This is a genomic window from Streptomyces sp. Xyl84, assembly GCF_059731885.1.
Window position 1 is genome coordinate 1,400,935 of sequence record NZ_AP029182.1, and the last position, 22,049, is coordinate 1,422,983.

A 22,049-nucleotide genomic window follows, 5' to 3' on the forward strand; every position below is an offset into this window, starting at 1 on the left:
GCCCGTAAACCTTGGTCGGCCGCCTCCCTCCCCGCGGCCGATGCGCGCGGGGGGACCACGGGGCGAGTCTCGGACGCATGAAGAAGGTTCTGGAGGTCGTCGGCTTCATCGCCCTGGTGCAGGGCGTGCTGGGGTTCGTGCAGGAGTTCACCGACTGGCACGTGGGGATTCTGCGGCAGGTTCCGTTCCTGCACGGCTACGAGGTGTTCGTGAGCTTCGTCCTGATCGTGCTGGCGTGCGCCCTGTTCGCCGCCGCCGACAGCCGCGAGCGGTGAGCGGTGAGCGGTGACCGTCGGGCGGTGGGCGCGTGCCGGGCGGCCGGTGGGGAGACCGCCCGGCAGCCGCCTCAGCAGCCGAAGTCGACGAGGTCGAACGTGACGTAGTGGTCCGAGGTGTAGTAGTCCTCCTGGGTCCGCTCGCCGGTGACGATCCGCCGGGCGCCCCGGGTGGGGGAACCGGGGGTGATCACCGTGTACTCGTGGTAGTAGCCGCCGGCCCGGCTGGGCAGGACGCCCTCGCGGTTCTGGAAGACGCTGCCGTCCTGCGAGTACGGGAAGGGGCCGCCCTGGTCGATCAGGTCGAGCGTGTCGTGGGCCTGGGAGGGCAGGGCGCCGTAGCAGATGCTGCCGACCGAGGCCGTGGCGGCGCCGGCCTGGCCGGCGGAGACGGTGCCGCCCACGAGGAGGGCGGACAGGAGGGCGCCCGCGGCGCCGATGCGGGTCATGCGTGGGGGGAATCTCATGGAACTCATGATGACGCGCGTAGACAGTGGCATGTCAATGTCAATGCCGTGGAGTTTCCCGGCAAGTCCGGTGAATTCACCGGCGGTTGACCTCGACTGTTCACCTGTTCGCCGGACGTTCATGCGAACCGGGTCGGCAGCGGCCGCCCGCCCCCTCGCTCTCGCCGATGCCGCGCGTCCCGCGAGCGCGTCAGCTGTCCGAGGGCTCCGACGCCTCCCCCGCCGACCCGCGCCGCGCAGGCGACGGCCCGCTCCCCCCTGGCAGGAGTGCGGGCCGTCCGCCGTGTCCCCGCCGGGACCTCGGCGTCCGATGGCCGCCAGCGCCGGTACGGGCCGGCCGCTGGGATGGAGGCATGACATCTCAGCGGAACCTCGAAGGAAAGACGGCTCTGGTGACCGGCGGCAGCCGTGGCATCGGTGCGGCGACGGCCCTGCGGCTCGCCCGCGAGGGGGCCGACGTGGCCCTCACCTACGTGAACGGGAAGGAGGCGGCCGAGGACGTGGCGCGGGAGATCCGGCGGCTGGGCCGGCGGGCGGTCACTTTGCGCGCGGACGCGGCGGACCCGCAGGAGGCGTCGGACGTCGTCGGACGGGCGGCCGGTGAACTGGACTCGCTCGATGTGCTGGTGAACAACGCGGGCGTGGGCCTGCTGGGGCCGGTGGAGAGTCTGACCCTCGCCGATGCCGACCGGGTGCTCGCCGTGAACGTGCGCGCCGTCTTCCTCGCCTGCCGGGCCGCCGCCGTGCGGATGCGGGAGGGGGGCCGGATCGTCACCATCGGCACCTGCATGACCCAGCGCGTGCCGGGGCCCGGCGGCACCCTCTACGCGACCGGCAAGTCCGCCCTGATCGGTCTGACCAAGGCGCTCGCCCGGGAACTGGGACCGCGCGGGATCACCGCGAACATCGTGCACCCCGGCCCGATCGACACCGACATGAACCCCGCCGACGGGCCGTACGCGCCCGGGCAGGCGGCGCTGACGGCGCTCGGCCGCTTCGGCACCCCCGACGAGGTGGCGTCGATGGTGGCCTATCTGGCGGGGGCCGACGCGGCCTACGTCACCGGCGCGGAGTTCGCCGTGGACGGCGGGCACGCGGCGTAGGGCCTGCGCGGCGGGCCGGGGGCAGGCCACCGGCCCGCCGCGGTCCGGGAAGGGCCGGCGACCACGGGACGCGGGGCCGCGGGAGGCCGAACCGCGGCCGTCATCGGACGCACGCCGAATCAGGGGTGCGGGACGCCGAGCCGCGGCCGTCGCTGGACGCTCGCCCGCATCGCGGGATCGCGGGAAGCGGGATCGCGGAGTCGGGGGACGCGGGATCGCGGAGTCGGGGGAGGCCGGATCGCGGGAAGCGGGATCGCGGAGTCGGGGGACGCGGGATCGCGGAGTCGGGGGAGGCCGGATCGCGGGGCGCGCCGGTGCTGTCGGGCCGGGCGCGCCCCGCGGGCCGTGGGACGGGTCAGCCGCCCAGTTCCTGGTGGCGGGCGGCCAGGCGCCGCGCGCCGTCCTCCGTCAGGGAGCCGAACAGGCGCAGCCGGGAGATGCCGCCGTCCGGGAAGATGTCCACGCGCGCGTGCGTGCCGACGGCGGGCACGGGCAGCACGAAGCGGTGGTTGGTGTCGGGCTGGCAGCGGGTGCGCGGCAGGACCTCGCGCCACTCGCCGTCCTCACCGTCCTTGACCGACACGGACGCCCAGCCGGCGCTGTTGCCCTTGAGGTAGGCGGTGTCGATCTCGACGGCGCGGATCTCGGAGCGGGCGACCAGCTCGTAGCGGATCCAGTCGTTGCCCTGGTCGCGCCGGCGGCGGGTCTCCCAGCCGTCGTCCATCTTGCGGGAGCGGCCCGGCTGGATGGTGTTGGTGGCCGGCGAGTAGAAGAGGTTGGACGCGTCCTCGACCCGGCCGCCGTTCTCCAGGGCGACCACGTCGAAGGTGCCGAGCGTCCGCAGCCACTCCGGGTCGGGCACGACCTCGCCGTACACGCGCAGCCGCGCGATGCCGCCGTCGGGGTGCTGGTTGACGCGCAGGTGCGTGAAGCGCTGCTCGACGTCGACCTCGAAGCCGTTGGCCGCGTGGCCGCCGATCGGGGTGCGCGGCAGGAGGGTCGTCCACTTGACGTCGCCGGCGAGCAGCTCCTCCGGGGAGGGCGAGCCCGGTACGCAGGTGCCTTCCACCGACACCGCCTGCGGGTAGTTGCCGCGGAAGTGCGCCGTGTCGATGACGAGACCGCGTACGACGCCGGGCGCGCCGAGCCGTATCAGCGCCCAGTCGTGGTCGTCCTCGGTGGGCCAGGGGTGCTCTGCGGAGACGCCGCGGCGGCGGCGGGTCTCCCAGCCGTCCATGACCTTGCCCTTGTGGCCGAAGTGCTCGGGGTCGAACTCGGCGCGCTCGGGAACCAGCAGGTTCTCGCGCTGGGCGAAGAACTCGTCGTTGGCGGCGACGACCCCGGCGCCCAGCCGGCGGTCGGCGAGGTTGGCGTGCTGGGTGAAGGGGAAGTCGGCGGTGCGGTAGTCCGCGTACGGGTCACCGCCTCCGTAGGGGTTCGCGTCGCCGGTGAAACGGGGAGTCGCCGTCACGGTGATCAGTTCTTCCTTTCGGGAGTCGGCCGGTGCGGGAGGGGCGCGCGTGCGCACGCGGTGCGGTACGGGTTCCGTACCTGACGCGGTCCCACGCGCGCGTGGGAGTGGTGGCTCAGTGGGACCGGTTCAGCAGCCGGCCCCGGGGGGCGGTGAACTCGCCGTCGGCGACGATGCGCTCGCCGCGCAGCCAGGTGGACTTCACCACGCCCTGCAGCGTCCGGCCCGCGTACGCGGTGACGCGGTTGCGGTGCTGGAGGCGGGCCGGGTCGACGGTGAAGGTCTCGTCGGGGGCGAGGACGGCGAAGTCGGCGTCGCGGCCGGCCTCGATGGCGCCCTTGCGGTCCAGGCCGGCGAGGGCGGCGGTGCGCGCGGACATCCAGCGTACGACGTCCTCCAGGCCGTGGCCGCGCTTGCGGGCCTCGGTCCAGACGGCGGCGAGGCTCAGCTGGAGGGAGGAGATGCCGCCCCAGGCGGTGGCGAAGTCGTCCGTCTTCAGGTCGGCGGTGGAGGGCGAGTGGTCGGTGACCACGCAGTCGATGGTGCCGTCGGCCAGCGCCTGCCACAGCAGGTCCTGGTTGGCGGCCTCGCGGATGGGCGGGCAGCACTTGAACTCGCTGGCGCCGTCCGGGACCTCCTCGGCGGTCAGGGTCAGGTAGTGCGGGCAGGTCTCGACGGTGATCCGCACGCCCTCGGCCCGCGCCTCGGCGATCAGGGGCAGCGCGTCGCTGGAGGACAGGTGCAGCACGTGCACGCGCGCGTTCAGCCGCCTGGCCTGGGCGATGAGTGCGGCGATGGCCGTGTCCTCGGCGTCGCGCGGCCGGGAGGCGAGGAAGTCGGTGTACCGGGGGCCGCCGTGCTGCGGGGCGGCGTCGAGGTGGTGCGGGTCCTCGGCGTGCACGATCAGCAGGCCGTCGAAGCCGGATATCTCCGCCAGCGAGGTGGCCAGCTGGTCCTGGTCGAGGTGCGGGAACTCCTCCACGCCCGAGGGCGACAGGAACGCCTTGAAGCCGAAGACACCGGCGTCGTGCAGCGGGCGCAGGTCCTTGACGTTGCCGGGCAGGGCGCCGCCCCAGAAGCCGACGTCGATGTGCGCCTTGTCGCGGGCCACGTCCTGCTTGACGCGCAGGTTGTCCACGGTGGTGGTGGGCGGCAGGGAGTTGAGCGGCATGTCGATCAGGGTGGTGATGCCGCCGGCGGCCGCGGCGCGCGTGGCGGTCCAGAAGCCCTCCCACTCGGTGCGGCCCGGGTCGTTCACGTGGACGTGGGTGTCGACCAGGCCGGGCAGCAGGACGTCGTCGCCGAGATCCTCCAGGCGGGCACCGGTCGGCACCGGCGCGTCGTGGGGCAGTACGGCCGTGATCGTGCCGTCGGCGACCGCGACGGACGCGGCGCGCGTCCCCTCGGGCGTGATGACTCGTGTCGAGCGCAGCACCAGTTCAGCCTCGGACACCGGGACCCCTCTCTTCGTCGCCGTCGTGCTTCCAGGACACGAGATGCGCAGGGACTTAGGCCCATTTACACCCATGTAACGGACTTCAACGTTCTGTTGAAGGAGTCTTCACTCCCGCCCTCACCCCGTCAAGGGGCACACTGCTGGACAGCCGGCCGGCGTACACACTCTGGACGTTTCCACAAAGCGGAATTAGAATTCCAACAGACAGAACGTAGTTCCGTACAGGCAGGGAGTCAACCGTCCCCCCGGTAGGCTTTGGCCCTTCCTGCCCGCCCCGAAAGGAACGCGCCGTGCCGACGTCCAGCGCCAGCACCACCGACTCCGCCAAGTCCTCCGCCAGCGGTGGCGTCCAGTCCCTCGAGCGCGCCTTCGACCTGCTCGAACGGATGGCGGACGCGGGCGGCGAGGTGGGCCTGAGCGAGCTGTCCGCCGCCAGCGGACTGCCCCTGCCGACCATCCACCGCCTGATGCGCACGCTCGTGGCCTGCGGGTACGTCCGTCAGCAGCCCAACCGGCGGTACGCGCTCGGCCCCCGGCTGATCCGTCTGGGCGAGTCCGCCTCCCGCCTGCTGGGCACCTGGGCCCGCCCCTACCTCGCCCGGCTGGTCGACGAGACCGGTGAGACGGCGAACATGGCGCTGCTCGACGGCGACGAGATCGTGTACGTGGCGCAGGTGCCCTCCCGGCACTCGATGCGGATGTTCACCGAGGTCGGCCGGCGGGTGCTGCCGCACTCCACGGGTGTGGGCAAGGCGCTGCTGGCCCACACCCCGGACCACGAGGTGCGCGCCCTGCTCGCCCGGACCGGCATGCCCGCGGCCACCGAGAAGACGATCACGACTCCGGAGGGATTCCTCGCGGCCCTGGAGGACGTGCGCAAGCTCGGGTACGCCATGGACGACAACGAGCAGGAGATAGGGGTCCGCTGCCTCGCGGTCACCGTGCCCGACTCCCCCACCGCCGCCGCGATCTCCATCTCCGGGCCGGCCGGGCGGGTCACCGAGTCCGCGACCGAGCGCATCGTCCCGGTCCTGCAGCAGGTGGCGGCGGAGCTGTCCCAGGCGCTGACCAGCGCGGGCGCGCCGGCCTGAGCGAACGGGGACCGGTCGGGCGGCCGGCCCCCGTGCTGTCAGTCCTCCGGCGCGGTGAGCCGTGCGTCCGCCGGGGCGCCGGACCGGAGGACGGACGTCCCCGGGGGCACACCCAGCCGTCCGTCCCGCATCTGCGCCACCGAGTCCACCGCCGCGAGGTGGGTCCGGTCGTGGGTGACCAGGACCGTTGCGGTGCCCCGGTCGCGGGTGAGGCGGGTCAGGAGGGTGAGGACGGCCGCGCCGCGCTCGTGGTCCAGGGCGCTGGTGGGCTCGTCCACCAGCAGCACCGACGGCTCGTTCATCAGCGCCCGGGCGATGTTCACCCGCTGCCGCTGGCCGCCGGAGAGCTGGTGCGGACGGCGGTGCGCCTGATCGGCGAGACCGACGGCGGCCAGCAGCTCCCGCGCGCGGCCCGCCGCCGCGCGGCGGCCGTCGAGGCGGGCCATCACCTCAAGCTGCTCCCCCGCCGTCAGCGAGGGCAGCAGGTTCGGCTGCTGGAAGACGATCCCGACGTCCCGCCGGCGCAGCGCGGCCCGCTCCGCGGCGGTCAGCCGCCCGGTCGGCGTCCCGGCCACCCGCACCCGCCCGCTGTCCGGTGTGATCAGCGTGGCCGCGACCGCCAGCAGGCTCGACTTGCCCGAGCCGGAGGGCCCGACCACCGCCGTGACGGTGCCCGCGGGGACCTCCAGGGACACCCGGTCCAGCGCGGTCAGTCTGCCGTCCCCGTCGGGGTAGGTCAGGGTGACGTCGTCCAGCAGCAGGCTCATCGCACGCCTCCCAGCGCGGTCAGCGGGTCGACGGCGGTGATCCGCCGCACGGACAGGGCGGCGCCCAGCACGCCGAGGACGGTCATCACCACGGCCGGCACCAGGACGGTGGCCGGGTCGAGCACGAAGGGCACCGTGCCGCCGCCCCGCACGAGGACACCGGCCAGGCCGGCCAGGGCGGTGCCCAGGAGCGTGCCGGCGGCCAGCAGGACCACGGCCTGCCCCAGCGCGTCGCGCAGCAGGTACCCGGTGGCGGCCCCCAGGGCCTTGAGCACGGCGATGTCGGGCGCCCGCTGGATCGTCCAGACCGTGAAGAAGGCCCCGACCACCAGCGCGGAGATGACGAACAGGAACCCGCGCATCAGTTGCAGCGAACCGTTCTCGGCCTGGTAGGAGCCGATCGCGGTCACCGCGTCCCCCTTGGTGAGGGTCCTGGTGCCGGCGGCCTCGTCCCCGGCGGTGACGTCGGCGCCGTGCGTGCGCAGCGCGATCACCGTCGCCCGGCCCCCGTCCCACGCCGTCCACACCACGGGGGTGTGGCTGTAGGACGCGCCGCCCGTCACGGCCGCCACCGTCCACGAGGACGCCCCGAGCCGCACCCGGTCCCCGGCCGCGACGCCCAGGTCCGAGGCCGCCTTCTCGGAGAGCACCGCCTGTCCGGGGGCGACCTCGTGCGGTGCGAGGCCCGAGCCGGGCCGCACCGCGAACGCCGACAGGGCCGCCCTGCGGCCGCCGGCCGTGGCGTCCACCGTGCGGATCGCCACCGGTTCGGCGTACGGCACCCGCTGCGCCCACCGGGCGACGGCGGCCGGCGGCAGCGACGAACCGGTGAACGACACCGACTGCCCGTCCGGCGGCGCGGCGAAGGCGAGGTGGTCGGCGGGCAGGCCCCTCACCGCCGAGGTGTTCTCCTCGGCGAGCCCGGCGGTCAGCCCGGACAGCAGCCCCACGAGCAGGGTGATCAGTACGACCACGGCTCCCATCAGGGCGAACCGCCCCTTGGCGAACCGGAGGTCTCTCCATGCGACGAACATGTCCCCAGCCTCGGCGGCGCACCCCCCGCCGCGCATCGCGCCGGGGCACGCTCCTGCCGGATCGAAGGGTGCGGCCGCCTTTCAACCTTTCGGTTGACCGGTCCCGCGCACCGCCCGCTTACGCTGGGTCCGTCATGGACGTCCGCCCGCACTCCCCCGTCGTCGTCACCCTGCGCCTGTGCCTGTACGCGCTGTTCGCCGGACTCCTCGCGCTCGCCGCCCTCCGCGCCGACGGTCCCGCGACGGTGGCGGCGGCGCTCGGCACGGGCGCGGTGTTCGCCCTCGGCGCGCTGAGTCCGGCGGTGCGCCGCTCCCGGCGCCGCTCGGCGGTGTGGCTGGCGGTCCTCAGCGCGGCCTGGCTGGTGCTCCTCGCGTTCTCCCCACAGGCCGTCTGGGCGGCGTTCCCGCTGTACTTCCTGCACCTGCACCTGCTCCCGGCGCGCTGGGGGCTGCCCGCCGTCGCGGCGACCGCGGCGGCGGCGATCGCCGGATTCACCGGGCACGGGGAACAGCTCAGCCCGGGCGTGTTCATCGGACCGCTGCTCGGCGCGGCGGTCGCCGTGGCCACGGTCCTCGGCTACGAGGCCCTGTACCGGGAGAGCGAACGGCGCCGTGAGCTGATCGAGGAGCTGGTGGCCACCCGGGCGGAGCTGGCCGAGGCGGAGCGCGCGGCCGGCACGCTCGCGGAGCGGGAGCGGCTGGCCCGGGAGATCCACGACACGCTCGCCCAGGGCCTGTCCAGCATCCAGCTGCTGCTGCGCGCGGCCCAGCGCGGGATCCCCGGCGACTCGCCGGCCGCGGCCCACATCGAGCAGGCCCGCGCCACCGCGCAGGACAACCTCGCCGAGGCCCGCCGTTTCGTGCGCGCCCTGACGCCGCCTGACCTGGAGCACGGCTCGCTGACCGGCGCGCTGGAGCGGCTCTGCTCGCGCACGGCGGGCCCGCCGGTGGTCCGCTTCTCTGTCAGCGGCGCCCCGGCCGGGCTGCCCACCCCGTACGAGGTGGCGCTGCTGCGGATCGCGCAGTCGGCGCTCGGCAACACCCTGCGGCACGCCCGCGCCGCCCGCGCGGAGGTCACCCTCAGCTTCATGGACACGGCGGTGGCACTGGACGTGGTCGACGACGGGGTGGGCTTCGCCCCGGACACGGTCGCTGCGGCCGGCGCGGGGGCGGTGAGGACAGCCGGCGCGGCGGGGGCGATGGGGACTGCGGGGCCGGCGGGCGCGGCGGGGACGGCTGGAGGCACGGCGGGCTCCGCCGCGGGCGGCGGGGCGGGCCTCGCGAGGGAGGGCGGGGCGGGCCTCGCGAGGGACCGCAGGCCGGCTGCGGGCGGCAGGACGGCACCCGCGAGGGACGGCAGGTCGGCGGACCACGGTACGCAGGCGGACGGCGGTGCGGCTGAAGGCGACGGTGCGGCGGCGGGCGACGCCGCTGAAGACCGGCGGGCGGCGGCGGGCTGCGGTGCCGTTGAGAGTGACGGTGCGGCGGCGGGCGGCGGTTTCGGGCTGCCCGCGATGCGCTCGCGCGCCGAGGCGCTGGGCGGCACGTTCACGGTGGAGTCCGCGCCCGGGCAGGGCACGGCGGTGGCGGTCACCCTGCCCTACCCGGACGCTCGTGGCGCGGGAGGCGGCGCATGACGATCCGGCTGCTGCTGGCCGACGACCATCCCGTGGTGCGCGCGGGTCTGAAGGCCGTCCTGTCCGCCGAACCCGACTTCGAGATCGCCGGGGAGGCGCCCACGGCGGAGCGCGCCGTGGAACTGGCCGCCGGGGGCGGGTTCGACGTCGTGCTGATGGACCTCCAGTTCGGTCCGCGGGGCGCGCACGGCGCGGAGGCGACGGCGGCGATCACCGCACGGCCCGGCGCGCCCCGCGTCCTGGTCCTGACCACGTACGACACCGACGCGGACATCCTCGCGGCCGTGGAGGCCGGCGCGGCGGGCTACCTGCTGAAGGACGCGCCGCCGCACGAGCTGGCCGCGGCGGTGCGGACCGCGGCCTCCGGCCGTTCGGCGCTGGCCCCGGCGGTCGCGCACCGGCTGATGGACCGGATGCGGGCGCCGGCCGCCGCGCTCAGCCGCCGCGAGCTGGAGGTGCTGGAACTGGTGCGCGACGGCCTGTCCAACCTGGAGATCAGCAAGCGTCTGTTCCTGAGCCAGGCCACGGTGAAGTCCCACCTGGTGCACGTGTACGCCAAGCTGGGTGTGGAGTCGCGTACGGCGGCGGTCGCGGCCGCCACCGAGCAGGGGCTCATCCGGCGCCGCAGACCCTGACGCACGGCACCGGGCGGCGAACCGCCACCGGGACCCGCCGGGGCCGGCGGCCGAGGCCTGCAGGCGGGGCCGGCGGGCACCCCTGAACCGGTCCGGGCTCAGGCCCGCCCCGGCTCAGCGCACCGGTGGTGGCGGTGGCGGCCCGAACATGTCCACCGCGGCGCGCACCTCGCCGAGGCCGGCCCGCAGGGCGCTGACCGACCCTATGGAACCGGCGATCAGCAGCAGGGAGCGGCGCAACCGGGGAATCTCGGGGGTGCCGTGGGCGGCCATCGCGGCGAGCGAGGCGAGTTCGTCCTCGGCTATGGCACGGTCCGGGAAGTCCCGGGGGTGGGCGGCGAGTTCGCGGCGTAACCGGGACACGGCGGTGCGCAGTTCCGCCACTCTCGGGTCCTCTCCGCTGCCGGTCACCGCTCTTTGTCCCAAGCTCCGCAACACAGCCCTCCCCCTAGCACGTCGTCGTGCGCAGTCCCCGGACGCGGGTCAGTAAACGCCACCCGGGGCGCGGCGCGCCACCGTACGGACCGAAATTCAGCCCCGCGCGCCGGGCACGGGCGACGGGCCGTCAGGTATGCAGGACACATGACACCTGTGGACGGCACGGACGACATGGACGACATGGACGACGAGGTCGCCGGCCTGGTCCTGGCCGCCGGCGGCGGACGGCGGCTCGGCGGCCGGCCCAAGGCACTGCTCACCCACCGGGGCCGGCCGCTGGTCGAACACGCGGTCGGGGTGCTCCGGGCGGCGGGGTGCACGCGCGTGCACGTCGTCCTGGGCGCGCGGGCGGGGGACGTACGGGAGCTGGCGCGGCTGGAGGGCTGTGTGCTGGTGGAGAACCCCGGGTGGGAGCAGGGGATGGGCTCGTCACTGCGGGCCGGGCTGGACTCGCTCGCGGGTTCGGGGGCACGGGCGGTGCTGGTCTCGCTGGTCGACCAGCCCGGCATCGGCGCGGAGGCCGCCGGCCGGGTGCGGGCCGCGTTCCGGGACGAGACGTCGCTGGTCTCGGCGGCCTACGACGGGGTGCGCGGGCACCCGGTCCTGTTCGGTGCGGCGCACTGGGCGGGTGTCGCGGCGAGTGCGGGCGGGGACCGGGGGGCACGCGGCTACCTGAAGGAGCATGCCGGGCTGATCACCCTGGTCGAGTGCGCGGACGTCGCGCAGGCGTACGACATCGACACGGAGGCGGATCTGTGCCACCTGGAGTGAACGGGGTGGCACCGAGCGACACCTTTCCTCGACTCAGAGAATCTCGACATCAACAAACCATTGAAGTTCCACGATGAGGAAACTACTATCCACTGATCAGAAGCACCCGACCGCACAGCGGGTGCGAATCACCCCATTCGTACGCCTTGGCACCCGGTGCCACCGCTGAAGGAAGTGACAGCTCATGTCCGCACCAGCGCCGTCCCCGCTGGCCATCGTCGACGCCGAGCCCCTGCCCCGGCAGGAGGAGGTCCTCTCCGACGCGGCGCTCGCCTTCGTGGCGGAGCTGCACCGGCGGTTCACGCCGCGCCGCGACGAACTCCTCGCCCGCCGTGCGGAGCGCCGCGCCGAGATCGCCCGCACCTCCACCCTCGACTTCCTCCCGGAGACGGCCGCGATCCGCGCGGACGACTCCTGGAAGGTCGCCCCGGCCCCCGCGGCCCTGAACGACCGCCGGGTCGAGATCACCGGTCCCACCGACCGCAAGATGACCATCAACGCGCTGAACTCGGGCGCGAAGGTCTGGCTCGCCGACTTCGAGGACGCCTCCGCCCCCACCTGGGAGAACGTCGTCCTCGGCCAGCTCAACCTGATCGACGCCTACACGCGCAACATCGACTTCACCGACCCGCGGTCGGGCAAGTCCTACGCCCTGCGCCCGGCCGGGGAACTGGCCACGGTCGTCATGCGCCCGCGCGGCTGGCACCTCGACGAGCGCCACCTCACCGACGCCGACGGCAAGCAGGTCCCCGGCGCCCTCGTCGACTTCGGCCTGTACTTCTTCCACAACGCCCAGCGCCTGCTGGACCTCGGCAAGGGCCCGTACTTCTACCTGCCCAAGACGGAGTCGCACCTGGAGGCCCGCCTCTGGAACGAGATCTTCGTCTTCGCCCAGGACTACGTCGGCGTCCCGCAGGGCAGCGTCCGCGCCACCGTCCTGATCGAGACGATCACGGCCGCGTACGAGATGGAGGAGATCCTCTACGAGCTGCGGGACCACGCCTCCGGTCTGAACGCGGGCCGCTGGGACTACCTGTTCTCCATCGTCAAGAACTTCCGCGACGGCGGCGAGAAGTTCGTCCTGCCGGACCGCAACGCGGTCACGATGACCGCCCCGTTCATGCGGGCGTACACCGAACTCCTCGTGCGCACCTGCCACAAGCGCGGCGCGCACGCGATCGGCGGCATGGCGGCGTTCATCCCCTCCCGCCGGGACGCCGAGGTGAACAAGGTGGCCTTCGAGAAGGTCCGCGCCGACAAGGACCGCGAGGCCGGCGACGGTTTCGACGGCTCCTGGGTCGCCCACCCCGACCTGGTGCCGATCGCGATGGAGTCCTTCGACAAGGTCCTGGGCGACAAGCCGAACCAGAAGGACCGGCTGCGCGAGGACGTCGACGTCAAGGCCGCCGACCTGATCGCGATCGACTCGCTGGACGCCAAGCCCACCTACCCGGGCCTGGTCAACGCCGTCCAGGTCGGCATCCGCTACATCGAGGCCTGGCTGCGCGGCCTCGGCGCGGTCGCCATCTTCAATCTCATGGAGGACGCGGCCACCGCGGAGATCTCCCGCTCGCAGATCTGGCAGTGGATCAACGCGGGCGTCGAGTTCGAGAACGGCGAGAAGGCCACCCCGGAGCTGGCCCGCAAGGTCGCCGCCGAGGAACTGGACCGCATCCGCGAGGAGATCGGCGACGAGGCCTTCGCCGCCGGTCACTGGAAGCAGGCCCACGACCTGCTGCTCCAGGTCTCCCTCGACGCGGACTACGCCGACTTCCTGACGCTGCCGGCGTACCAGCAGCTCAAGGGCTGACCGACAGCCGAGCGGACGGCCCCGGGAGAGGTGTTCCCGGGGCCGCTTCGCGCTCCGTCCCGTCCGTCACCCCGCCCGGACCAGCGTCACCCCTCCCGCCCCGGCCCGTCAGCCCTCCCGGTCCGGCCGGTCAGCTCTCCCGGTCCAGGTGGACGGACCAGTCCTGCTCCGCCGACGGCTTGCCGTGCAGGTCCGGGACCCGCTTGAGCCAGTCCGGCCGCCCCTGCCGGGTCCGCGCCGCGCGCCGGGCCTCCTCGGCGGCCAGTTCGTCGCCGCCGGGGAAGTCGGTGGGCAGCCAGGCCGCGGAGGCCCGCGCGCGGGCGTGCAGATGACCGACGTAGGCCTCGCGCACCTCCTCGGCCGTGGCGAACCCCGGCTCCTCGCTCAGCCAGGCGTCCGGCACCCGGGCCACGATCTCGCGCAGCAGCGTCTCGGTCACCCGCGGCGCCAGCTCGGCGTCGGCCGCGCGCACGTCGGGCGCGTACCGGCCCAGCGCGTGGTGACGGAAGTCGTACGCCTTCTCGGGCGCGGTCAGGTCCCAGCGGTGGTGGAAGACGAGCGCCGCGCCGTGGTCGATGAGCCACAGGCGCGGGGGCACGACGCCGAGCGTCGGCCAGATCATCAGGTTGGAACTGTGCACGGTACGGTCGACGTTCACCGTCAGCGCGTCCAGCCAGACGATCCGGCCGGCCTCCAGCGGATCCACCCGGAACGACTTCGCGACCTCGGGGGTGAAGTCCCGCGCCCCCGGCAGATGATCCATCCCGAGGTTGACCCCGGCGCTGGCTCCGTGCAGGTCCCGCACCTCCTGGTGGACCTCGTGCGCGGCGATCGCCGGGTCGAAGTGCACCAGGACCAGTTCCGGGAACCGCAGCCCGAGGGCCCGTGCCAGCTCCCCGACGATCACCTCGGCGACCAGCGCCTTGCGCCCCTGCGCACTGCCGGTGAACTTGACGACGTACGTGCCGAGGTCGTCGGCCTCGACGACTCCGGGGACGGAGCCGCCGGAGTGCAGGGGCTCGATGTAACGGGTCGCGGTGACCTCTCTCAACATGTCCGAAGGTCCCGTCGTTCGCCGGCCTCGAAGTTCACGGCGACCTCCAGGACGCCGCACTCCGGGAGAACGGGCTGATCAGCCCTGGGGAGAGTCCGCGGGGTTTCGACCGACACGCTCGCTCCCCGTCTCCCCAGCAGTCCCTCGGCGGCACTGCGGCCCTTGCTCGTGGCCTCCGGCATGAAGTGAACATAGTAACCAAGCGTGACAGCCGGCGGGGGAAGGCCCTGGCCGTCAGGGAGTGGACCGCAGCGGCGGTGCCTGCCGCGTCATCCCCGGCGGCTGGAGCAGGGGCGAGGGCTCGGGGCCCGGGTCCTCGGTGTCGACGACTCCGGCGGCCGTGCGGTCGAAGCCGGCGGGCCAGCGGGTGTGCTCACTGGCAAGGGCGCCGGTCAGGCGTGCTTCGGCGAGGTCGGCGGTCCGCAGGTCGGTGCCGCGCAGGTCGGCCATGCGGAGGTCGGCCCGCCGGAAGACCGCGCCGTGGGCGGCGGCCTTGCGCAGGTTCGCCTCGCGCAGGTCGGTGTCCGTGAAGTCGGCGTCACGCAGGTCGGTCTCGACCAGCTTCGCGGCGCGCAGGTCGGCCAGAACGCAGCGCGTCCGGCGGAGAATCGCCGTCGTGAGGTCGGCGTGCCGCAGGTTGACCGAGACCAGGGACGCCTGGGTCAGATTGGCGTGGTACAGGCCCGCCGCCTCCAGGCAGGCGCGGTCGAAGTTGACCTCGGGGAACCACAGTCCGTCGCAGTCGGCCCGGCGCAGGTCGGTGATGCCGAGATTGACCCAGGACTGCTCCCGGTGCCGGCACAGCACGCCGAGCGCGGTCAGCGCCACCTGGGCGTCGGCGGCGCGGGTCTCCAGGGGTGCGATGTCGTTGATGGGCACGTCTGCGGCCGGTGAGGGAGGCCCGGCGGGTGGCCAGGGCAGGTGTGTCCGCAGATACGCGGCCTGGATGGAGATGACGGCCTCCCGGTCGCGGGCGGACTGCTCCGCGATCCGCCACAGCGCGTGCAGCCCTCCGATGCGCACATCCAGCTTGTCGCTGCCGAGCTGGTCGACGGCCCGGCTGAACCGGTCGGTGACGTAGCCCTCCTGGGTGGCGCGCAATCCCTCCTGGCTCACCCGCAGTTGCCGCCAGGTGGCGTACGCGCCGAACAGCACGACCAGGCCGCCGACCACCTGCAGAAGCGTCGTACGGACATCGTTCACCGCCTTCAGCCGGTCCGGCGCGGCGACGCTCGCCCCGGCGAGATCGTGGTCGACCACCACCCCCGGCAGTACGACGAACACGGTGCCCAGGACGACCAGCCCCGCACCGGCCAGCAGTCCCGCGGCCGCACGACGCCTGACCGGCCCGTCGTGCCATGCGCGCCGTCCGCGCTCCGACTCCCCCGTCTCCATGGGCACGAGAGCTTAGGCCCTGTCGTCGAATTCCCGCCTGCCTCGCGACGCCATGCACGCACTCTCGCCGCACCGGGCCCAGACCCGAGTACGTCCAGGGCCCGGCACGCCGAGAGCACGCACCTGACGCCGCGAGGCCCGCCCTCCGGGCGGACGACGGGAATGTGACGACAGGACCCAGCGCTGCGACCGGAAGAGTTCACCGGCAGACCTTCCCGGCCACGGCACCGGGCGCCGCCCGGAAGACGATCAAGCGTGCTGTGCGCCGGTGGCCCCGCGACACGACAACGGCCTGACGGGCTTCCCGGCCCGCCCGTCATCCGGCCGAGCGGGCACCAGGTCCGCCTCATGGTGAATCCGCTAGCCGCCTGCCAGCGGGTTCGGCAGAGGGCGGTAGCGGGCGTCCGCGCCGTCCGCGCCCGTCCAGCGCAGCAGCAGGTTGGTCTTGCCGGGCAGTGCCGGGGCGCTGAGCAGACCGGGGATCTCCGGCAGGTCGTGGCGTTCCAGTTCACGGCGCACGGCGGGCCACGGGTCGAAGCCGGGCCTGCGTTCGGCCAGGGCCGCGGCGATCTCGGTGAGGTGGTTGACGACCAGGCAGTACACCAGCCGTTCCCAGCCGGCCGCCCGGCCCACCTCGGACAGGAGTTTCACGCCCTCCGCGTCCCGGAACAGCGCCTGCACGGGCAGGCCGCGGGCGTCGACGGCGACCAGGGAGTTCTGCAGGTGCGCCTCCAGGACCACACCGTGCCGGGCGAAGGCGGTGAGGGCCGGTGGCACGACCTGGCGCAGGTACGCCCCCCACCACACCGCCGGGTCCAGCGGTCCGTCCAGCGGGTTGCCGCGGAACCCCTCGGCCAGGGCGGCGGCGAGCAGCGGGGTCGCGCCCGGCAGCAGGTGCCGGCCCGTCCCGTCGCGGACGACGACGGCCAGTTCCTCGAAGGCGAAGGCGGCGGTGCGGTAGCCGCGGTCGCTCAGCCAGGCCGCCGGGCCCCCGGCCGCCGCGAGGGCGGCCGTCGCCGCCGCGTCGGTGCGGCGCAGTTTCAGCAGGTCGTGCCGCCACAGCCGGCGTACGTCGTTGGTGATGCGCACGTCCAGGCTGAACTTCAGGAACAGGTCGGCGTCCGGGGCGTGGACGGTGCGGACCGCCGCGGTGGGCCGCACCTCCCGGGCGGTCGTGCCGAGCCGGAGCAGCCGGCCGTCCGCGAACGCCCCGGCGAGGCCGCCGCCCACCAGGTCGAGCTGCCACGGGTGGGCGGGCAGCAGCCGGTAGCCGGGCGGGGCCTGGCCGAGGGCGTCCAGCGCCGAGGTGTCACCTTCCTCGACGGCCTGGTCGGCGCGCACCGCGAGCAGCACCAGCGGGAAGCGGGCGTGCGCCTCCGGCGCGTACGGCAGCCAGGAGGTGACCGGCCCGCCCCCGCGCGCCTTGGGCGCCGGGTGGTACGGGTGACCGGTGACGAGGGACTGCTCGGACCGGGTGTAGAGGTCCCCGGGCGACGTCGCACGGTCACGTGCGGCGAGCAGCGCGGCGACCGCGTCCCGGCTGTCGATCATCTCGGCGGGCAGTTCGTCGTTGGTCACACCGGTGTGGCGGCGCAGTTCGTCGGCGACGAGTTTGACCAGTTCGGCGTGGCCGACGCGCTGCCAGCGGCCGGCGGCGAACACCTCGGGCTCGGCGGGCCGCCGCCCGCCGCGCAAGCGCAGCAGCCGCCCGCCGCCCGGCAGCCGGTACACCCGCCGCCCCCCGGAGTCCGGGCACCGCCGGGCCACCTCGCGCACAAGGCAGTTCAGCAGGGGCGCGGCGGCGTAGGCGTCGGCGCGCGCGGCGACGTCGTCGTCGACGGGGGGCGCCACGGCACGGCCGGGCACCGCCGGTGCCCGGGTGAGCGGCGCCGCGACGCGGTCGGTGGGGGGTGCCGCCATGTCGTCGGCGGGGGGCGTCGGCTCCATGCGTTCCATTCGTTCCGTACGTCCACACGGTGCGAGGGTGATCAGTATGTCTGTCCGGCGCGCTACCGTGACGCCCGCGCCCCCGATCCGTACCCGAGGAGCCCGACCGTGCACCGTTTCCCGACCGCCGAGGCCCAGATCGGCGAGGAACTGGCCGTGGTGCGGCCCGGCCTGGTCCCACGGTACGCGCGCGAGCTGAGCGGCGCCCGGGCGTCCGTGCTGACCCGGCTGTGGCGGGCGTTCGCCCACGAGCCGCTGCCGTGGATCACCGGCCGGCGGCGGGAACGGGACGCGCTGGTGCTGCGGCTGTCCGACGGCCGGGCGCTGCACGGGCCGCCGGCGGACCCGTACGCCACGTCCGCGTACGTCACCTCGGTGCGCCTCGACGGCACGGCGTACGACGACCCGGCGCGGCTGACGGCCGCGCTGGCGGTGCCGCACGGTGACGCGTTCGCGGCCGAACTGGCGCACAGCGTCGCCTCGCTGGCCCTGTCGCGGGCCGGCAGGCCGACCGGTGCCCAAGCCCTCGCCTGGCCGGTCCCCGCTGACCGGTGGCCTGCCCCGGACCGGGAGTGGGAGTGGGAGCAGCGGGTGGTCGACGGGCACCCGTTCCACCCCAACTGCCGTTCCCGGCCCGGCTTCTCGGTGGCCGAGCAGCTGGCGTACGGGCCCGAGCACCGGCCCGTGGTCGAGCTGGGACTGGTGCCCGTCCCGGTGCGCGAGTGTCTGGTGAGCGGAGTGTGGCCCGAGGAACTGCGGGACGGCGGACGGCTGCTGATCCCGGTGCACCCGTGGCAGGCGGAGCACGTGCTCAAGCGGCCCGCCGGGGGCGCCGCTCTCACCGCTCACCCGCTGATGTCGCTGCGCACCCTGGCCCTGCCGGGCGGGCCGCACGTCAAGACCGCGCTGTCGGCCCGGCTGACGTCCTCGGTGCGGGACATCTCGGTCGGTTCGGTGGCCGCGTCGGCCGCTCTGTCGGCCTTCGCGGAGGACCTGGCGGGCCGCGCCGGCGGCCTGCTCCACTTCACCCGCACGCTCGGCGCCGCCACGGCCCACTCCCCGGACCTGGCGGCCCTGTGGCGCGAGCCGCCGCAGACGTACACGGCCTCCGGCGAGCACGTCGTGCCGGTGGCGGCCCTGCCCGTCACCGGGCTGGCCGGCTCGCCCACGTGGCTGGCCGCCCTCGCCCGCCTCGCGCTCACCGTCGGGCTGCGTCTGCTGGAGCTGGGCGTGGCCCTGGAGGCACACGGCCAGAACCTGCTGGTCGTGCTGTCTGCCGACGGGACCCCGCTGCGCCTGGTCTACCGCGACCTCGCCGACATCAGGGTGAGCCCCGCCCGCCTGGCCCGGCACGGCATCGCCGTCCCCGGCCTGCCCGCCCGCAACCTCACCGACGACCCGACGGCGCTGCGCCGCAAGCTGTTCGGCTCACTGGTGGCGGGCGCGCTGGCCGGGACGGCGGGGTCGGGACCGGCACTGCGCGCCGCGCTGGAGAGCGCCGTACGCGACCTGCCGCGCACCGCCGATTCCCGGGCCCTGGCCGAGGAGCCGCTGCCCGCCAAGGCGCTGACGCTGATGCGGCTGTCCCCCGGGCACGCCGGGGACCTGTGGACGGGACTGCCCAACCCGCTCGTTTTGGTCCCACCCCGTCCTGATCAATAAGATCCGCCGATGATCACAAGACAACGGCTGGCGGCAGGAGTCTGTGCTCTGCTCGCCGCCCTGACGGCCGGGATGGCCTTTCCCGCCGGTGCGGTCGCCGACGAGCCGGACGGCACGGCCGCGCCGAAGGTCGAACTCGTCCTGGACGTCAGCGGTTCCATGCGTACACGGGACATAGACGGCGGGTCGCGGATGGCCGCGGCCAAGCAGGCGTTCAACGAGGTGCTCGACGCCACCCCCGAGGAGGTCCAGCTCGGCATCCGGACCCTGGGCGCCGACTACCGTGGCGAGGACCGCAAGACCGGCTGCAAGGACACCGCGCAGCTCTACCCGGTCGGCCCGCTGAACCGCACCGAGGCCAAGACGGCGGTGGCCACCCTCGCACCGACCGGCTGGACCCCGATCGGCCCCGCGCTGCAGAAGGCGGCGGCCGACCTCAAGGGCGGCGACGGCACCCGCCGCATCGTCCTGATCAGCGACGGCGAGGACACCTGCCGGCCGCTGGACCCGTGCGAGGTGGCCCGCGAGATCGCGGCCCAGGGCATCGGCCTGACCATCGACACGCTCGGCCTGGTCCCGGACGCCAAGACCCGCGACCAGCTCAGCTGCATCGCGGACGCCACCGGCGGCACGTACACCTCCGTCCGGCACAAGGAGGAACTCTCGGACCGGGTGGGCCAGTTGGTCGACCGGGCCGCCGACCCCGTGGTGACCCCGGTCGCCACCGAGGGCGCGGCCGACTGCGCCAAGGCGCCGGCGCTCAAGTCCGGCCTGTACACCGACCGCGAGGAGTTCGGGCAGCAGCGCTGGTACCGGGTGGACGTGAACCCGGGCCAGGAGCTGCGCGCCGCGGTCAGCGTCGCCGACGACCGCACCGTGCGTCCCGACTACGGGGTGCTGCTGCGGGCGGTGACCGTGCACGGCCGGGAGATCGTGCGCGGTGAGGCGGCCGGCACCGGCCGCACCGACGTCGTCTCCACCGGCCTGCGCTACCCGAAGGCGAAGAGCGACGACGACAACGCCCCGGCGGAGACGGTGTGCCTGCAGGTCACCAACTCCTTCGCCGCGGCGGACGGCGTCAAGACGACGCCGGGCCTGCCGCTGGAGCTGACCGTCGACGTCGTGGACGCCCCGGGCAAGGCGCGTGACGTGGCGGCGTTCGGACTGGGCCGCGGCTGGTGGCTGCTCGGTGTCCTGGTGCTGGTCGGCTTCCTCGCCGGACTGGTCTGGGGCTGGCTGTCGCGCTGGCGCGTGGCGATCTGGAGGACCAACTGATGCGTCTCACACGTGCGTTCGGTGCCGCGCTGCTGGCACTGGGACTGGCGGCGGCCCCCGCGGCGGCGGCTCCCTCCCCGTCCGCCAGCCCGTCCGGCGACAGCAAGGCCCCCACCCAGGCGGGCACCTCCTTCCGTACGGCGACCGAGATCGAGCAGGGGCAGCAGGCCACCGCGACCGGTTCCACGGGCGACTACCTGTACTGGTCGTTCCCGGCGGACGCCGGGCAGCGGCCCACCGTCCACGCCACGGTGAAGCTGCCGGACAAGCACACCACCCAGACCTGGCAGCTCGACGTCTACGACGGTCTGCGGCGCCGCCAGTCGTGCCAGTACGGCGCCCAGACGCGGACCGCCGAGGCCGGCACGCCCTCCGTCGAGCTGGCCTGCGTCCTGCGTACGGTCCGCGCCTGGGCGGAGCCGTGGGCCAACGACCCGCTGCCGGGCACCTACTACGTCCGGCTCACGGTGGTCGGTCTGCAGGCCTCGGACCTGGGCCTGCCGGTGAGCGCCGAGGTGAAGGCCGACTCCAAGCACATCGGCGGCGCGGCGGCGGTGGACGGCTCGCTGGCGAAGCCGCTGGTGCCGGGCATCGCGGTCAAGTCCCAGCAGGACGAGGCCGGTTCGGACGGCGGGGAGGGTTCGGCGGCGAAGAAGCCGGCCGTGCTGTCCAGCATCGAGCCCGACGACGGCTGGTCGTCGGGCTGGTGGTCCGACCGGTGGGTGTGGACCGGGATCGGCGCGGTGCTGGCCGCGCTCGCGGGCATCGGCGGGTACGCGCTGACCCGGGGCTCCGGGCGGCCGTCGCGGGTGCCGCCGGGCGCCTGACTCCGCCCCGCCGCGACTGACGGAACACCAACTCGCAGGTGCGGCGAAGGGCCGCCCCCTCGGAGGCGGGCCTTCGCCGCACCTGCCACGGGCGTCACCGGCGCCACAGGTGCCGCCCGCGCCCCGCCGGCGCCTGCGCCCCGGATGCCGCGGCCGCCGCCGATGCCGGCTGCCACCCCCGAGTCGCGGACGCGGCAGATACCGGCCGCCACCCCGGCGCCGCGGGCGTCACCGGTGCCGCCGCCCCGCCCTCACCCCTCCCGCAGGGCCTTGGCCAGCGGACTGTCCCCGGTGACCGTCACCCGGCCGTCCCGCACCGCTTCCAGAAGTCCCGCTTCCCCGCGCGCCACGGCCGTGCAGGCCGGGGAGTCGAGAGTCAGCCGGGCGTCGGGTTCGCGGGGAGCGGGCCCGTCGCCGTACGGGACCTGCTCCGTGCCGCCGGCGTACAGGTGGAAGACGCCCTCCTCCAGCACCACCTCGACCAGTCCCTCGCCGTCCAGGGCCCGCAGCAGGGGCAGCGCGAACCAGTGCGCGCGCACGGCGTCGGTGGGCCGCGGCTCGCCCAGCTCGGCCTGCCCCCACTCCCCCAGCGCCTGGAGCACGGGCAGCAAGTCGCGCCCGCGCGCGGTGAGTTCGTAGACGAAGGCGGCGCCGGGCGGCGGCAGCCTGCGCCGGCTCGTCAGCCCGTCCCGCTCCATGTCCTTGAGCCGTGAGGCGAGGACGTCGGTGCTCACTCCCGGCAGATCGGCGTGCAGATCCGTGTAGCGGCGGGGACCGGCCAGCAGTTCCCGCACGATCAGCAGGGTCCAGCGGTCGCCGACGGCGTCGAGCGCGCGGGCGGCGGAACAGTACTGGTCGTAGCTTCGGCGAGGTGACATGCGACGCAGTCTAGACATGTTGTTGGACTTTCCAAGCTCACACTTGGTAAAACCAA

General features: G+C 74.3%; 20 protein-coding genes. 10 read left to right on the plus strand and 10 right to left on the minus strand.

All coding sequences use genetic code 11. The annotated features are described in order from the left end of the window. Positions 1–77 precede the first annotated feature (77 nt). Positions 78–275: a hypothetical protein gene (locus AC6I72_RS06030; protein WP_497999824.1), complete on the plus strand. Its 198-nt coding sequence runs from the start codon at positions 78–80 to the stop codon at positions 273–275. A gap of 71 nt (positions 276–346) precedes the next feature. On the opposite strand, the gene AC6I72_RS06035 is transcribed toward AC6I72_RS06030, so the two are convergent. After that, positions 347–742 carry a guanyl-specific ribonuclease gene (locus AC6I72_RS06035; protein ID WP_497999825.1) on the minus strand — a complete coding sequence of 132 codons (396 nt, stop codon included), beginning with the start codon at positions 740–742 and terminating at the stop codon, positions 347–349. Between the two features lie 353 nt (positions 743–1,095). Between AC6I72_RS06035 and AC6I72_RS06040 the strand changes: the two genes are divergently transcribed. Beyond that, positions 1,096–1,845 (plus strand): SDR family NAD(P)-dependent oxidoreductase, encoded by a 750-nt coding sequence (locus AC6I72_RS06040; RefSeq protein ID WP_497999826.1) that lies wholly within the window; start codon positions 1,096–1,098, stop codon positions 1,843–1,845. A gap of 355 nt (positions 1,846–2,200) precedes the next feature. Here AC6I72_RS06040 and alc read toward each other — a convergent pair whose 3' ends face one another. Both alc and allB read right to left on the minus strand, forming a co-directional pair. Then, positions 2,201–3,316 (minus strand): allantoicase, encoded by a 1,116-nt coding sequence (gene alc / locus AC6I72_RS06045; RefSeq protein WP_497999827.1) that lies wholly within the window; start codon positions 3,314–3,316, stop codon positions 2,201–2,203. Positions 3,317–3,431: 115 nt separating this feature from the next. Continuing rightward, complete coding sequence (gene allB / locus AC6I72_RS06050; RefSeq protein WP_497999828.1) at positions 3,432–4,769, minus strand: allantoinase AllB; 1,338 nt, start codon at positions 4,767–4,769, stop codon at positions 3,432–3,434. A gap of 293 nt (positions 4,770–5,062) precedes the next feature. Here allB and AC6I72_RS06055 point away from each other — a divergent pair, with 293 nt between their 5' ends. Next, positions 5,063–5,863: an IclR family transcriptional regulator gene (locus tag AC6I72_RS06055; protein ID WP_366725399.1), complete on the plus strand. Its 801-nt coding sequence runs from the start codon at positions 5,063–5,065 to the stop codon at positions 5,861–5,863. 38 nt (positions 5,864–5,901) lie between these two features. On the opposite strand, the gene AC6I72_RS06060 is transcribed toward AC6I72_RS06055, so the two are convergent. Then, positions 5,902–6,630 carry an ABC transporter ATP-binding protein gene (locus tag AC6I72_RS06060; RefSeq protein ID WP_497999829.1) on the minus strand — a complete coding sequence of 243 codons (729 nt, stop codon included), beginning with the start codon at positions 6,628–6,630 and terminating at the stop codon, positions 5,902–5,904. Continuing rightward, complete coding sequence (locus tag AC6I72_RS06065) at positions 6,627–7,664, minus strand: ABC transporter permease (protein WP_497999830.1); 1,038 nt, start codon at positions 7,662–7,664, stop codon at positions 6,627–6,629. Before AC6I72_RS06065 ends, AC6I72_RS06060 begins: the two co-directional genes overlap by 4 nt. Positions 7,665–7,798: 134 nt before the next feature. Between AC6I72_RS06065 and AC6I72_RS06070 the strand changes: the two genes are divergently transcribed. Both AC6I72_RS06070 and AC6I72_RS06075 read left to right on the plus strand, forming a co-directional pair. Further along, positions 7,799–9,301 (plus strand): histidine kinase, encoded by a 1,503-nt coding sequence (locus tag AC6I72_RS06070; protein WP_497999831.1) that lies wholly within the window; start codon positions 7,799–7,801, stop codon positions 9,299–9,301. After that, positions 9,298–9,936, plus strand: a complete 639-nt coding sequence (locus AC6I72_RS06075; protein ID WP_497999832.1) for a response regulator — start codon at positions 9,298–9,300, stop codon at positions 9,934–9,936. The genes AC6I72_RS06070 and AC6I72_RS06075 overlap by 4 nt, the downstream gene beginning before the upstream one ends. 114 nt (positions 9,937–10,050) lie before the next feature. Here the strand turns inward: AC6I72_RS06075 and AC6I72_RS06080 are convergent, their stop codons facing one another. Then, a complete protein-coding gene (locus AC6I72_RS06080) occupies positions 10,051–10,374 on the minus strand; it encodes a DUF5955 family protein (RefSeq protein WP_497999833.1) in 324 nt (107 codons plus the stop codon). A 144-nt stretch (positions 10,375–10,518) separates the two neighbouring features. Between AC6I72_RS06080 and AC6I72_RS06085 the strand changes: the two genes are divergently transcribed. Further along, positions 10,519–11,145, plus strand: coding sequence for a nucleotidyltransferase family protein (locus AC6I72_RS06085; protein WP_497999834.1), 627 nt, complete (start codon positions 10,519–10,521; stop codon positions 11,143–11,145). A gap of 184 nt (positions 11,146–11,329) precedes the next feature. Further along, the gene (gene aceB / locus AC6I72_RS06090) at positions 11,330–12,955 is read left to right on the plus strand and encodes a malate synthase A (RefSeq protein ID WP_497999835.1); all 1,626 of its coding nucleotides are present in this window, start codon (positions 11,330–11,332) and stop codon (positions 12,953–12,955) included. A gap of 130 nt (positions 12,956–13,085) precedes the next feature. Here aceB and AC6I72_RS06095 read toward each other — a convergent pair whose 3' ends face one another. The 3 genes from AC6I72_RS06095 to AC6I72_RS06105 all read right to left on the minus strand — a co-directional run bounded on the left by AC6I72_RS06095 (position 13,086) and on the right by AC6I72_RS06105 (position 17,360). Next, on the minus strand, positions 13,086–14,009 hold the full coding sequence (locus tag AC6I72_RS06095; RefSeq protein ID WP_497999836.1) for a HipA family kinase: 924 nt from the start codon (positions 14,007–14,009) through the stop codon (positions 13,086–13,088). Between the two features lie 234 nt (positions 14,010–14,243). Next, positions 14,244–15,404 (minus strand): pentapeptide repeat-containing protein, encoded by a 1,161-nt coding sequence (locus AC6I72_RS06100; protein ID WP_497999837.1) that lies wholly within the window; start codon positions 15,402–15,404, stop codon positions 14,244–14,246. Positions 15,405–15,764: 360 nt separating this feature from the next. Further along, complete coding sequence (locus AC6I72_RS06105; protein WP_497999838.1) at positions 15,765–17,360, minus strand: IucA/IucC family protein; 1,596 nt, start codon at positions 17,358–17,360, stop codon at positions 15,765–15,767. Positions 17,361–17,459: 99 nt separating this feature from the next. On the opposite strand from AC6I72_RS06105, the gene AC6I72_RS06110 reads away from it, so the two are divergent. From AC6I72_RS06110 to AC6I72_RS06120, 3 genes are read left to right on the plus strand one after another with little or no spacing between them, the layout of a single operon-like run. After that, positions 17,460–19,013, plus strand: coding sequence for an IucA/IucC family protein (locus AC6I72_RS06110; RefSeq protein ID WP_497999839.1), 1,554 nt, complete (start codon positions 17,460–17,462; stop codon positions 19,011–19,013). A gap of 9 nt (positions 19,014–19,022) precedes the next feature. Continuing rightward, positions 19,023–20,288, plus strand: coding sequence for a VWA domain-containing protein (locus AC6I72_RS06115; protein WP_497999840.1), 1,266 nt, complete (start codon positions 19,023–19,025; stop codon positions 20,286–20,288). After that, the gene (locus AC6I72_RS06120; protein WP_497999841.1) at positions 20,288–21,115 is read left to right on the plus strand and encodes a hypothetical protein; all 828 of its coding nucleotides are present in this window, start codon (positions 20,288–20,290) and stop codon (positions 21,113–21,115) included. The genes AC6I72_RS06115 and AC6I72_RS06120 overlap by 1 nt, the downstream gene beginning before the upstream one ends. Before the next feature lie 251 nt (positions 21,116–21,366). On the opposite strand, the gene AC6I72_RS06125 is transcribed toward AC6I72_RS06120, so the two are convergent. Continuing rightward, the gene (locus tag AC6I72_RS06125; RefSeq protein WP_497999842.1) at positions 21,367–21,993 is read right to left on the minus strand and encodes a winged helix-turn-helix transcriptional regulator; all 627 of its coding nucleotides are present in this window, start codon (positions 21,991–21,993) and stop codon (positions 21,367–21,369) included. Positions 21,994–22,049 lie beyond the last annotated feature (56 nt).

Excerpts from the sequence above, each read along its gene's own strand:
- AC6I72_RS06030 (WP_497999824.1), top strand. The coding sequence starts at position 78 with ATGAAGAAGGTTCTGGAGGTCGTCGGCTTCATCGCCCTGGTGCAGGGC.
- AC6I72_RS06035 (WP_497999825.1), bottom strand. The coding sequence starts at position 742 with ATGAGATTCCCCCCACGCATGACCCGCATCGGCGCCGCGGGCGCCCTC.
- AC6I72_RS06040 (WP_497999826.1), top strand. The coding sequence starts at position 1,096 with ATGACATCTCAGCGGAACCTCGAAGGAAAGACGGCTCTGGTGACCGGC.
- AC6I72_RS06060 (WP_497999829.1), bottom strand. The coding sequence starts at position 6,630 with ATGAGCCTGCTGCTGGACGACGTCACCCTGACCTACCCCGACGGGGAC.
- AC6I72_RS06065 (WP_497999830.1), bottom strand. The coding sequence starts at position 7,664 with ATGTTCGTCGCATGGAGAGACCTCCGGTTCGCCAAGGGGCGGTTCGCC.
- AC6I72_RS06070 (WP_497999831.1), top strand. The coding sequence starts at position 7,799 with ATGGACGTCCGCCCGCACTCCCCCGTCGTCGTCACCCTGCGCCTGTGC.
- AC6I72_RS06075 (WP_497999832.1), top strand. The coding sequence starts at position 9,298 with ATGACGATCCGGCTGCTGCTGGCCGACGACCATCCCGTGGTGCGCGCG.
- AC6I72_RS06085 (WP_497999834.1), top strand. The coding sequence starts at position 10,519 with ATGACACCTGTGGACGGCACGGACGACATGGACGACATGGACGACGAG.
- aceB (WP_497999835.1), top strand. The coding sequence starts at position 11,330 with ATGTCCGCACCAGCGCCGTCCCCGCTGGCCATCGTCGACGCCGAGCCC.
- AC6I72_RS06095 (WP_497999836.1), bottom strand. The coding sequence starts at position 14,009 with ATGTTGAGAGAGGTCACCGCGACCCGTTACATCGAGCCCCTGCACTCC.
- AC6I72_RS06100 (WP_497999837.1), bottom strand. The coding sequence starts at position 15,404 with ATGGAGACGGGGGAGTCGGAGCGCGGACGGCGCGCATGGCACGACGGG.
- AC6I72_RS06105 (WP_497999838.1), bottom strand. The coding sequence starts at position 17,360 with ATGGAACGCATGGAGCCGACGCCCCCCGCCGACGACATGGCGGCACCC.
- AC6I72_RS06115 (WP_497999840.1), top strand. The coding sequence starts at position 19,023 with ATGATCACAAGACAACGGCTGGCGGCAGGAGTCTGTGCTCTGCTCGCC.
- AC6I72_RS06120 (WP_497999841.1), top strand. The coding sequence starts at position 20,288 with ATGCGTCTCACACGTGCGTTCGGTGCCGCGCTGCTGGCACTGGGACTG.
- AC6I72_RS06125 (WP_497999842.1), bottom strand. The coding sequence starts at position 21,993 with ATGTCACCTCGCCGAAGCTACGACCAGTACTGTTCCGCCGCCCGCGCG.